Annotated in this window: 10 protein-coding genes and 2 pseudogenes; 1 reads left to right on the forward strand and 11 read right to left on the reverse strand. The window is 43.1% G+C overall.

Annotation, left to right across the window (positions count from 1 at the left end; genetic code table 11):
- On the forward strand, nucleotides 1–879 hold an 879-nt coding region (kbl, locus tag BACCELL_RS01595; protein WP_007209743.1), incomplete at its 5' end, for a glycine C-acetyltransferase.
- 108 nt (nucleotides 880–987) lie between these two features.
- Here kbl and BACCELL_RS01600 read toward each other — a convergent pair.
- The 11 genes and pseudogenes from BACCELL_RS01600 to purU all read right to left on the reverse strand — a co-directional run bounded on the left by BACCELL_RS01600 (nucleotide 988) and on the right by purU (nucleotide 11,798).
- Nucleotides 988–3,252, reverse strand: coding sequence for a sensor histidine kinase (locus BACCELL_RS01600; RefSeq protein ID WP_007209744.1), 2,265 nt, complete (start codon nucleotides 3,250–3,252; stop codon nucleotides 988–990).
- A gap of 132 nt (nucleotides 3,253–3,384) precedes the next feature.
- On the reverse strand, nucleotides 3,385–3,864 hold the full coding sequence (locus BACCELL_RS01605) for a ferritin (RefSeq protein WP_007209745.1): 480 nt from the start codon (nucleotides 3,862–3,864) through the stop codon (nucleotides 3,385–3,387).
- Nucleotides 3,865–3,943: 79 nt separating this feature from the next.
- A pseudogene (locus tag BACCELL_RS27195) lies at nucleotides 3,944–4,311 on the reverse strand (N-acetylmuramoyl-L-alanine amidase); the annotation flags it as partial.
- A gap of 372 nt (nucleotides 4,312–4,683) precedes the next feature.
- Nucleotides 4,684–5,843 (reverse strand): annotated as a pseudogene (gene lysA / locus BACCELL_RS01610) (diaminopimelate decarboxylase).
- A gap of 130 nt (nucleotides 5,844–5,973) precedes the next feature.
- Nucleotides 5,974–7,293 (reverse strand): aspartate kinase, encoded by a 1,320-nt coding sequence (locus tag BACCELL_RS01615; protein WP_007209749.1) that lies wholly within the window; start codon nucleotides 7,291–7,293, stop codon nucleotides 5,974–5,976.
- A gap of 21 nt (nucleotides 7,294–7,314) precedes the next feature.
- Nucleotides 7,315–8,040 (reverse strand): cell division ATP-binding protein FtsE, encoded by a 726-nt coding sequence (locus tag BACCELL_RS01620; protein WP_007209750.1) that lies wholly within the window; start codon nucleotides 8,038–8,040, stop codon nucleotides 7,315–7,317.
- Nucleotides 8,041–8,075: 35 nt separating this feature from the next.
- Nucleotides 8,076–8,687, reverse strand: a complete 612-nt coding sequence (gene hisIE / locus BACCELL_RS01625; protein WP_029328897.1) for a bifunctional phosphoribosyl-AMP cyclohydrolase/phosphoribosyl-ATP diphosphatase HisIE — start codon at nucleotides 8,685–8,687, stop codon at nucleotides 8,076–8,078.
- A 73-nt stretch (nucleotides 8,688–8,760) separates the two neighbouring features.
- Nucleotides 8,761–9,519: an imidazole glycerol phosphate synthase subunit HisF gene (gene hisF / locus BACCELL_RS01630; protein ID WP_007209752.1), complete on the reverse strand. Its 759-nt coding sequence runs from the start codon at nucleotides 9,517–9,519 to the stop codon at nucleotides 8,761–8,763.
- A 72-nt stretch (nucleotides 9,520–9,591) separates the two neighbouring features.
- Nucleotides 9,592–10,320: a 1-(5-phosphoribosyl)-5-[(5-phosphoribosylamino)methylideneamino]imidazole-4-carboxamide isomerase gene (hisA, locus tag BACCELL_RS01635; RefSeq protein ID WP_007216311.1), complete on the reverse strand. Its 729-nt coding sequence runs from the start codon at nucleotides 10,318–10,320 to the stop codon at nucleotides 9,592–9,594.
- A gap of 17 nt (nucleotides 10,321–10,337) precedes the next feature.
- Nucleotides 10,338–10,931, reverse strand: a complete 594-nt coding sequence (gene hisH / locus BACCELL_RS01640) for an imidazole glycerol phosphate synthase subunit HisH (RefSeq protein WP_007209754.1) — start codon at nucleotides 10,929–10,931, stop codon at nucleotides 10,338–10,340.
- A gap of 9 nt (nucleotides 10,932–10,940) precedes the next feature.
- Nucleotides 10,941–11,798, reverse strand: a complete 858-nt coding sequence (gene purU / locus BACCELL_RS01645) for a formyltetrahydrofolate deformylase (protein ID WP_007209755.1) — start codon at nucleotides 11,796–11,798, stop codon at nucleotides 10,941–10,943.
- Nucleotides 11,799–11,885: the final 87 nt, after the last annotated feature.

Consider the following 11,885-nt stretch of genomic DNA (forward strand, 5'->3'; position numbering starts at 1 on the left):
ATCCTCTATGCTGCTTGTTTCGATGCCAACGGCGGAGTGTTCGAACCTCTATTCAGCGAGGAAGATGCTATCATCTCCGATTCCCTGAACCACGCCTCCATCATTGACGGTGTACGCCTGTGTAAGGCCAAACGTTACCGCTATGCCAATGCCGACATGGCCGAACTGGAGAAGTGTCTGCAAGAAGCACAGGCCCAGCGTTTCCGCATTGTTGTAACAGACGGTGTATTCTCCATGGATGGCAATGTAGCTCCGATGGATCAAATCTGTGATCTGGCAGAAAAGTATGATGCTTTAGTCATGGTAGACGAGTCTCACTCTGCCGGCGTAGTAGGTCCAACAGGCCACGGTGTAAGCGAGCTATTCAAAACTTACGGACGTGTGGATATTTACACCGGTACACTGGGTAAGGCTTTTGGCGGAGCCATGGGCGGATTCACCACCGGACGCAAAGAGATTATCGACCTGCTGCGCCAACGCAGTCGCCCATATCTGTTCTCCAATTCTGTTGCTCCTGCCGTGATCGGTGCAAGTATCGAAGTCTTCAATATGCTAAGAGAAAGCAATGCCCTGCATGACAAATTAGTAGAAAACGTTAATTACTTCCGCGAGAAAATGACTGCTGCCGGATTTGACATCAAGCCTACACAAAGTGCTATCTGCGCCGTGATGCTGTATGATGCCAAACTTTCGCAGATTTACGCCGCCCGTATGCAAGAAGAAGGCATTTACGTCACCGGATTCTATTATCCCGTGGTTCCGAAAGACCAGGCACGCATCCGTGTACAGATCTCTGCCGGACACGAAAGAGAACATCTTGACAAGTGTATAGATGCATTCATCAAGGTAGGAAAAGAACTTGGAGTATTATCGCGCTAAAGTGCGATAAGCTACGGGCTACAAATGACGAGTTACAAGTTGCTGCGCTGTATTCGTAAGCGAATAATTGTTCGCCAGACTACCACACCGAAAGGAACTTACAACTCGTCACTTGTAGCTTGTAGCTTTTACCACCGGCAGCACCACCGTAAACCTGCTTCCTTTCCCCGGTTCCGACCACAGTTCGATTTTGCCCCGCAATTTTTCTACAATCACCTGACAGATAGAAAGTCCCAAGCCGGCTCCTTGCGAAAACTCATCCTGTTTATAGAAACGGCTAAAGATCATTTTCTGTTCTGAGAGTTCAATGCCTCTTCCGGTATCTTCCACATAGATAGCCACTCGGTCCGATTCAGAAAGATAACGGTATCCCAACTTGATATATCCGGTTTTAGTAAACTTAGAAGCATTATTCAGGAAATTAGTGATCACCTGTGTCAAGCGCCCCTTATCAACCATCACTTCCACCTGCACCGCATCCAACTCTTTGATGAATTCCAATTGTTCGGAAATCAGCATCTGATGAGTCATATATATACTGTCAACCAATTCTGAAACGAAACACTTCTCGTATTCAAATGACATGTATCCGGATTCGATGCGCGAAAGTTCCAGAATATCATTGATTAGTTTCAACAATAAATCACTGTTTTTATTAATACTGCCGATATATTCCAGACGCTCCTCCGGACTCACACCATCATCAAGCGCCAATATATTGGAGAAGCCCACAATTGCATTCAGCGGCGTACGAATCTCATGGCTCATATTTGCCAGGAAAGACTGCTTTAATTCAGCCTTTTCAGCCAGTAGTCTTGCTTCTTCCAATTCCTGTTCACGGTCTTTAATCGCCTGTATATTCAGCAACAGACCGGCAGCTTTATATCCTCCACCGGGAAGCAGTATCGTTTTATAGCGAAACTCCCACCACTGATAGCCTTTTTCATTAAAGTCACAACGCACCTGAGAAACCACTTTGCCTGCCTTAGAAATGTTTTTCCAGTACCCTCTCACCTCATCCCAATGATCGGGATGCATAAACGACAATAGTTCCTCAAAGCCAAGTGATTTAGCACTCATTTTCTGTGATATCCAGAATTCCTTTTCAAATACAAAATGGTCATTTTCCAGCTTCCAGGCAAAGGTGTCGCTACCTTCAATAGCCAACGCCAATGTTTCCTTTTCACTTTCCAGTTCATAAAGGGCACGTCTCTTCCGCCCTTGTTCGCGGCGATAAAGGAAGAAGAGCCAGACAAACAACGTGGAAAGCAGAATGATAATCAACACAACACCGATTCCCCATGCTACCGGATATTCTTCCCGGAAAGGAATATTTATAATCGTACATTCCGCCGGAATACTCTCTTTGGAAATACCCCGTTGCTGCATCACGTTCCAGTCTACCACATATTTCTTACGGCTCTCTCTGACGGGTATATCCGAAGGCTTCTCACCATGCAAAATACGTATGGCAGCACTCACTTCCTCTTCGGCCAGAATCAAGGATGTCGTGATATATCCGCCAAGCAATTTTTCATTATAGCCGAATGCCTCATTAATTGCAGTGAGACTGGGGCTTGCACATATATTTCCAATATTGACCGATGTATAATCGCGTTTCATCTGGAGGTAGCACATTCCTGTGGAATACTTACTCAAAGTCCAGATAAAGTTGGCAGTTTCCTGTTTCTGTCCAATTCGTACCGACAGGCTGGAAAAACGGGTATATCCCTCTTTATGGGGATAATGCAGCCTCTTTTCACGGGGAGTTCCCGAGTAGCCGACCATACAGGTCACTTTTTCATCTTTCAGTTGATTTTCTATATCCGCCCGTATCTGCCGGTCAATATACGTAGAATCAAGTACTGTAAACAACTCCACATCTTCACCAAATAACTTTGCTCCCAGGCGTATATTCTTCATCAGATCTATCCGGTCATGGAACCCCGTCACATTAGGATACTCTTTCAATAATTCCCAATTAGGATAGTTCACTCCACCAAAAACCACCGGAATTTCTTTTACTAAAGGATGACAACACTTGAACAGTGAATAGGCAGCCTGATCATCATTCACCAGAATTACTTCAGGTTCCCAGCCGTCGGAAACCGAATCGAGCAGATGATACATATACTTCAATTCCGGTTCTTCCTGAAAAGACTCACAATCCAGATATACGATACGAATATCTGCATTCACCCCGTTTCTTCTGAATTCTTTATCTATCAAGCGATTGAAATCAGGATAGCCGACATAGCTTTCCTCATAAGAATGCACGATTAAAATTCGCCGTTCTTCCCGATCCGAACAGCTGTTCAAAACGAAAAAAAACAGAAAAATCCATGCATATATAGGCAGAAATGTGTTTTTCATGATTCGACTGTCTGATCCATAAGTGGAACAAAGGTAGAATAAAATATGTATAATCCCAAGAAAACAAAAAAGAAGCTGTCTGAAAAAAAATCAGACAGCTTCCCTACTTAGCAATTCTATATCAAAAGATTATTAACGTTCGCCCAATTTCACATCTACAAAGAAGATACCCGTTGCACCGGCTTTCTTAATCATATCAACAATGCCCGCAGCAGTTGCCTCTTCTTCCACCTGTTCGCGTACAAATCCCCACAGGAAGTCCTGTGTTGCTTTATCTTTTTCGGCAGCAGCCACATCCACCAACTTATCGATCATTTCGGATACACGGCACTCGTGTTTGTAAACCTGTTCAAATACTTCCAGCGGAGTACCGAAATCGTTGGGAACTACATCCAGCTTATCAACTTTGGCTTTACCACCACGCTTGATTACGTAATCGGCCATTGCACAGGCATGCTCGTTTTCTTCTGCCCACTGTTTCTTCAACCAGTGTGCCATACCGCTAAAACCTTCTTTCTCCATATAAAAAGACATAGCCAAATACATGTTAGCCGACCACATTTCAGCCGTGATCTGCTCGTTAATTGCATTCTGTAATTTTTCAGTAATCATAATCGTATTTTTTTAATTAATTTGAAATCATTACAAAAGTAACAATGATACACAGACATTGTTCATTTAATAACATTTTTTATATAAAACAACCCGGATTGGCAGGCTTTTCCCGCAGAATTGCAGCAGCATCGAAACACGAACACTGTCTGATCCATTCTTCCGGTTCTATTTCACATAACCATTCAAGTCAGCGCTGAGGTCACGATGCCCCACCAGCCGGAAATCCGGATAATCTTTTAGCAGCAACTTGGCAAGCAGCAGAGGGAATGTTCCTGAAAGTCAGTTCCCGTATCGGTAAAGTATCCGCTCACATCCAGTCCACCTTCATAGCACACGCCGATTGAGCGAGCGTTGTGGCTCCGAGCGTGCGCACCGTTTTTTAAAACCGGACGAAGACTTTTGATATCTCCGTTCTTCCTTAATATAATAATGATAACCTACACCATATATAACGCAAGGTCCATACCGCCTTCATCTTTCTCAAATCTTTCTGTATTCATAACTTAGTTGCACACTACAAAATAACTCCTGAAAACAGAAATCAAAGGCGTAATGTCTATGAACACAAAGTAAAGAAAGTGAGGATAGGAAATAAAAATGAAAGCGTACAATCATCAAAAGGATGATGTGCACGCTCATACATATAGTTTATACTTTTAGGAGTTCTTACATATTGTTTTACAATGTCCGTAAAATCAGACCACCCATATCAAAACTTATAACAAACAAGTTTATTCTTTTAATGTTATGACAATAAAGATAGCTTTTTCCTCTAATCTTCAACCTAATGGGCTGAGTCATGAAAAGATTAAATCTTTATACCAACTCGTCCGAAGTATACCCCTGTGGCAACTCACGACAGTTATAACTCGAAGCCATTATCTCACCATAGGCGCCTGCAGAACGCAATGCTATCAAATCTCCGCGCTTCACCTTATTCAAGTCTATCGCTTTCCCGAAAACATCCGACGATTCACAGATAGGCCCTACTACATCGTACGCCTCAACTGCATCCTCAGAAGTGATATTCTCTATCTTATGGTAAGCCTGATACAATGCAGGACGAATCAAATCCGTCATACCGGCATCAAGGATGGCAAATTTCTTATTGGCTCCCTGTTTTACATAAAGCACCTGCGAGATAAGTGAACCGCACTGCCCCGTTATGGCACGCCCCAGTTCAAAATGGAGCGTTTGATAAGAACGCAGTTTCAAATGTTCGGCATAAGTAGAGAAATAATCTTTGAAATCAGGTATTGCCTGACGGTTGGGATGCTTATAATCAATCCCCAGTCCACCACCTACATTGATATGCTCGATACGGATGCGATGTGCTTCCAGTTTGTCTTGCAACTCATTCACACGATTGCACAGGGCAACAAAATCACCCATATCCAATATCTGCGAACCAATGTGGAAGTGCAATCCGATGAACTTCACATTCTTCATCTCCAAAGCCACTTCTATCACATGACCCATGTCTTGCATACTAATGCCAAACTTGTTTTCCGCCAGCCCGGTAGTGATGTTGGCATGCGTATGTGCACCTACATTAGGATTGATACGGAAAGAAATATTAGCGATCTTACCTTTAGCAGCCGCCAATTCATTAATTACTTCCAACTCAGGAATAGACTCCACATTGAAACAGAAGATATTGTAGTCCAAGCTCATGTTGATCTCCCAATCGGACTTACCTACTCCTGCAAAAACAACCTTATTCGCAGGAAACCAGCCTTGATGGCAGCACGCACTTCTCCCCCACTCACACAATCGGCACCCAGTCCATTCTCACGGATAATGGTAAGTACCTTCGGATTAGCATTTGCTTTCACAGCATAATGTACCTCAAAATTGCCATACTTAGCGGCTTCTGCACGCATGCAGGAAAGAGTGTCGCGCAACACCTTCGTATCATAATAATAAAAAGGGGTACGCAGCTCACGGAATTTATCTATGGGAAATGTTCCTTTCATACTTCAAAACTTTGTTTATAAAGAAAAGAACGCAAATTACGCGAATTACACAAGAGCCTTTATCAGCGAGTTGTGTAATTTGTGTAGTTTGCGTTCCATATCATATTATATCTGTACTTTCTTATTTCTCTTATTCTTCGTTGAACAGTGCATCACTAAGCGACTGCAATGCCTTATTCTTGTCGCATTCACGGATGAGGAAAGAAATATTGTAGTTACTACCACCGAATGAGATCATTCGTACCGGTATGTCGCGCATGGCATCCAGTGCCTTCGCTTCGAAACCGACATTCTCCCATTCCAAATCACCTACCACGCAGACAATACACATATCCTTATCCACCGTAACGGTTCCGTACTTCTTCAGGTCGTCCAGAATCTCGTTGAGATGCTTCGTATTATCAACAGATACAGATACTCCTACTTCAGAAGTACAAATCATATCGATAGAAGTCTGATAGCTTTCAAAGATTTCGAATACCTTGCGCAAGAAACCGTGAGCAAGCAACATACGGCTGGATTTAATCTTAATAGCCGTAATATTATCTTTTGCTGCAACTGCCTTAATTTTGCCCTTCTCGGTATCATTGGAAATCATAGTACCGGGAGCAGTTGGGTCCATCGTATTCAGCAGACGCACCGGGATATTGGCATACTTGGCAGGCTGTATACAAGTAGGGTGAAGAATCTTCGCACCAAAATAAGCCAGCTCGGCAGCTTCTTCAAAATGAAGATGACGTACAGGAGCAGTCTTATCAACGATACGCGGGTCATTATTGTGCATACCGTCGATATCGGTCCATATCTGGATTTCGGAAGCATTGATAGCTGCACCGATCAAAGAAGCGGTATAGTCGCTTCCACCACGTTGCAGATTGTCTATTTCTCCGTAAGCGTTGCGGCAAATGTATCCTTGTGTGATGTAAATCTCAGCACCGGGATGCAATTCCAACTGCATCTGAAGTTTCTCCTTAATATATACAGGATCGGGCTCCGCATTCTTATCGGTACGCATATATTCCAAAGCCGGAAGCAAAATGGACTTCACACCACACTCTTGCAGGTAATAGTTCATCATGGCAGTAGAGATCAGTTCTCCCTGTGCCAGAACCACTTTCTCCTCAAACAGTGTGAAAAGGTCTTTGGTATAAGAACGGATGTAGTCAAAATGAGATTTAATCAGTTCCTGACCTTTCTGTTTATACTCGGGAGTGGAATACAACTCATTCACATGCTGTTTATATTTAGCCTCCAGCTTGTTAATGATTTCGTTGGCACCCTCCGGATTTTTCTTGTACAGATAGTCCGAAATTTCCACCAATGTATTAGTTGTGCCCGACATAGCCGAGAGTACAACTATCTTCTGTTCACCATCAGTGATCAATTTGGCTACTTCCTTTATCCGCGATGCAGAACCTACGGAAGTACCTCCAAACTTTAAAACTTTCATTTTCGTTCCTGTATTAAATGATTATATATTATTATTTGTTTCTTCTACAGTCGGCATCATACCCGAATACTCGGACGTTACATCTGTTATCTGATGACCTGCACAGCGATATACCTGTCCCGGAAACTCGTGAAGCAGATGGAGGTTGTGCGTAGTCATCAATACCAGTGAGCCACCCGTACGGCTGATGTTGTGTAACAGTCCTACAATAGCACGTCCCGTTTCCGCATCCAGATTACCGGTCGGTTCATCCGCCAGGATAATCTCCGGAGAGTTGAGCATAGCACGGGCAATAACAATGCGTTGCTGTTCACCTCCCGAAAGTTCGTTAGGGAACTTATATCCTTTATTACCCATTCCTACCTGCATCAGCACTTCAGCGATACGATCTTTTATTTCCGATTTGTTTTTCCAGCCCGTAGCCTTCAATACAAAAGCAAGATTATCGTTCACCGTGCGGTCCGTCAACAGTTGGAAATCCTGAAACACGATGCCCAACTTACGACGCAACTGCGGAATATGCTTGCGCTTAATGCGGCTCATATCATACCCCAGTACCATTGCTTCGCCGGCAGTGATATCCAGTTCTCCGTAGAGTGTCTTTAGCAAACTGGTCTTACCCGAACCTACCTTACCGATCAGGTACACAAACTCTCCCTTCTGCAGCTCGAGGTTTACCTCATTCAGCACGCACAAGTCCTGTTGGTGTACTTCCACATCTTTATATCGTATCAGCGGTTCAGCCATTCCCGTTTAATTATTAATTTTTAATTATTAATTAATTAGTGTTTCTTCCACGAAGCGCTATGACGTTCCTGCAATTCTCGTGCCAAATCTTCCAGACTGTATCCTTTGGATGTTAACAGTACTATGAGGTGGTATATCAAATCGGCTCCTTCATAGATCAACCGTTCATCAGTTCCATTGCAAGCTTCGATCACTGTTTCCACAGCTTCTTCACCCACTTTCTGCGCCATTTTATTCACACCAGACTCAAACAGACTGGTTGTGTAAGAACCTTCCGGCATCTCTTCATGGCGCTTAGTAATAAAATCCTGAAGATGCTTCAGGAACATTACAGGCTGTTCATTCTTCTCACCCCAGCATGTATCCGTACCTGTATGGCAAACAGGTCCCACAGGGTGTACCTGAATCAGCAATGTATCCTGATCACAGTCTTCCTTGATAGAAACGACATTCAGGAAATTACCACTCTCCTCACCTTTCGTCCAAAGACGGTTCTTGGTGCGGCTGAAAAAAGTCACTTTACCGGTTTCTACCGTTTTGTCGTAAGCCTCTTTATTCATGAAGCCCAACATCAACACCTTAGCGGTGTCTGCGTCTTGTATGATTGCCGGAATAAGTCCGTTCATTTTATCAAAATCCATTTTTATATAATTACGAATTACAATTTACGAATTATAATGCGGTATAAGCATCCTATCATCTTACTATTTTATCATCCCCTTACACCGTTCGCATCGAGATTCCCTGGGCGCAAAGATACGATTTTAAATCGGGAATTTTAATTTCTCCGAAATGAAAAACGCTGGCTGCCAACGCCGCATCTGCTTTTCCTTGCAAAAACACATCACGAAAATGCTCTTTTGCTCCTGCTCCGCCCGATGCAATCACCGGAATAGAGAGGTTATCAGACATTTCAGCAAGCGCTTCATTAGCGTATCCGGTCTTTACGCCATCATGATTCATGCTGGTGAAAAGTATTTCTCCGGCACCACGTTCCTGAGCTTCTTTGGTCCAGGTAAACAGTTCCTTATCTGTTTCTACACGGCCTCCATTCAGATAGCACCACCAGCCTTTTTCTGTTTGTTTGGCATCTACCGCCAACACACATACCTGCGAACCGAAGTTCTTAGCTATTTCATCAATCAGTTCAGGACGGCGAATCGCAGAAGAATTGATAGAAATTTTATCTGCACCGGCATTCAGTAGACGGTCTACATCACTCAATTCGTTGATACCGCCACCTACCGTAAACGGAATACTAATATTGGCAGCAATACGCTTCACCAACTCTGCAAATGTCTTGCGACCTTCAAAACTGGCTGTTATATCCAGAAAAACCAATTCATCAGCACCTTGCTCACTATACGCGCGTGCCAGTTCCACCGGATCGCCCGCTTGACGCAAATTGACGAAATTGGTTCCTTTCACTGTTTGTCCGTCTTTGATATCGAGACAGGGGATAATTCTTTTCGCTAACACTTTTGTTTTGTTTTAACGATTTATATTCATGAGGATATATAATCTAAATCTAACTCAATTGAGAATGATTCGTCAATAATCCTGCATCATTCTTTCAATTTCCTTCAAAGTAATACGCCCTTCATACAGAGCCTTACCAAAAATAACAGCCGGTACCCCAGCCGTCTCCAATGCACGTATATCTTCCATACTGCTGACACCGCCACTTGCTATCAGGTAAAGGTCGGGATGTTTTTCCAGCATTGCCTTATACAGTTCAATAGAAGGCCCCTGCAACATACCGTCACAACTAATATCCGTGCAGATTACTTTCTGAATACCTTTCTCTACATATTCTTTCAGGAAAGGGAACAATTCACAAGCACTTTCATCCTTCCAGCCATTCACAGCTATCTTCCGGTCTTTCACGTCCGCACCAAGAATTATCTTCTCACTGCCGTAAACTTCCAGCCAATGGCAGAACAACTCAGGATTTTTCACCGCAATACTGCCGCCTGTAACCATCTGTGCCCCATTCTCGAAAGCGATCTTCAAGTCTTCATCACTTTTCACACCACCACCGAAATCAACTATCAGGGAAGTCTGTGAGGTGATTCTATTCAAAACATTATAATTGACTACATGATGAGAAGCCGCTCCGTCCAAGTCTACCACATGAAGCCGGCGAATGCCGTGCGCCTCCATCTCTTTGGCCACTTCTACCGGATTTTCGTTATACACCTTCTTACTGTCATAGTCACCTTGCGAAAGGCGTACACACTTTCCGTCGATAATATCTATTGCAGGAATAAGCTCTATCATAATATTCATCTACTTAATTATAATTCTAAAAAATTGCGCAGGATACGTTCTCCCACACCTCCACTTTTCTCCGGATGGAATTGGGTAGCGTAATAATTATCCTTATGCAAGGCAGCGCTAAACGGCTGTATATAGTCCGTCACAGCAGCTGTATATTCATTGACCGGAACGTAGAAGCTATGCACAAAATAGACAAACTCTTCTTTTGTAAAGCCTTTGAATAAGCCACTGTTCGTCTCTGTGAGCGTATTCCAACCCATGTGAGGCACTTTATCCTCATGCTTCTGTGGAACGAAACGCTTCACTTCCGTATCAAAAATACCCAGACAGTCCACATCTCCTCCTTCTTCAGAATGGCGGCACATCACTTGCATACCCAGACATATCCCTAAAAGAGGCTGTTTAAGTTCCTTAATCAATGCATCCATACCACTGGCACGCAGAAACTTCATGGTTGTTTCCGCCTCGCCCACACCTGGAAAGATCACTTTGTCCGCCGCACGCAATTCATCTTTATCCGCCGTTACCACAGCCTCCACGCCCAAACGCTTCAGCGCATAATCCACCGAATAGATATTGCCCGCATTATATTTGATAATCGCTACTTTCATGAATATACCTTAACTAAATATCACTGTTTTATTCTTATATGCCAGTACCTTGCGCTCAATATGCTTCTGCACGGCACGTGAGAGAACAATCTTTTCCAGGTCTTTCCCCTTATTTACAAGATCTTCTACAGTATCTTTATGAGTGATACGAACCACATCTTGTTCAATGATCGGTCCTGCATCCAATTCTGTTGTTACATAATGACTGGTAGCGCCAATGATCTTCACACCACGCTCAAATGCTGCATGATAAGGTTTTGCTCCCACAAATGCAGGAAGGAAAGAATGATGAATATTGATAATCCGATTGGGATATGCATCAATCATCCGCTCTGAAATCACCTGCATATAACGCGCCAGTACAATAAAGTTCACCTTATGTTTTGCCAGCAATTCCATTTCTTTTTTCTCCTGTTCTTCTTTTGTCTCCTTTGTAATAGGGAACAAATAGAAAGGTATTCCGAAACGTTCAGCAACATGTTGCAAGTCGGGATGGTTGCTTATAATAAGAGGAATCTCGACATTCCACTCTCCTGCCGTATAGCGTGCCAGTAAATCGAACAGGCAATGTGACATCTTAGACACAAATATTGCCATACGTGGTTTCGTATCCGAGAAATAGAGACGGAAAAACATTTCATATTTCTGTGCGTACAGCGTAGCAAAATAATCTTCAATTTTCTCTTGCGGTATCAGGAAGTTCTTCAATTCCCACTCGATACGCATGAAAAAGATATTCTCCACATGATCGACATATTGGTCCAGATAGATAATATTTCCCTTGTTTACCGTTATAAAGTCTGTCACTTCTGCCAGAATTCCCGGTTTGTCGGGACAGTGAAGTAACAGTTTAGCCGTTTTCATCATCCTAAATTATCGTTTTTATCGTTTTCAAATTACAATTTTCTCGATTTGAGTTTGCAAAAATAACGATTTATTGTAAAATAACGAAGT

Origin of the sequence: Bacteroides cellulosilyticus DSM 14838, from assembly GCF_000158035.1 — a bacterium.
Taxonomy (GTDB): domain Bacteria; phylum Bacteroidota; class Bacteroidia; order Bacteroidales; family Bacteroidaceae; genus Bacteroides; species Bacteroides cellulosilyticus.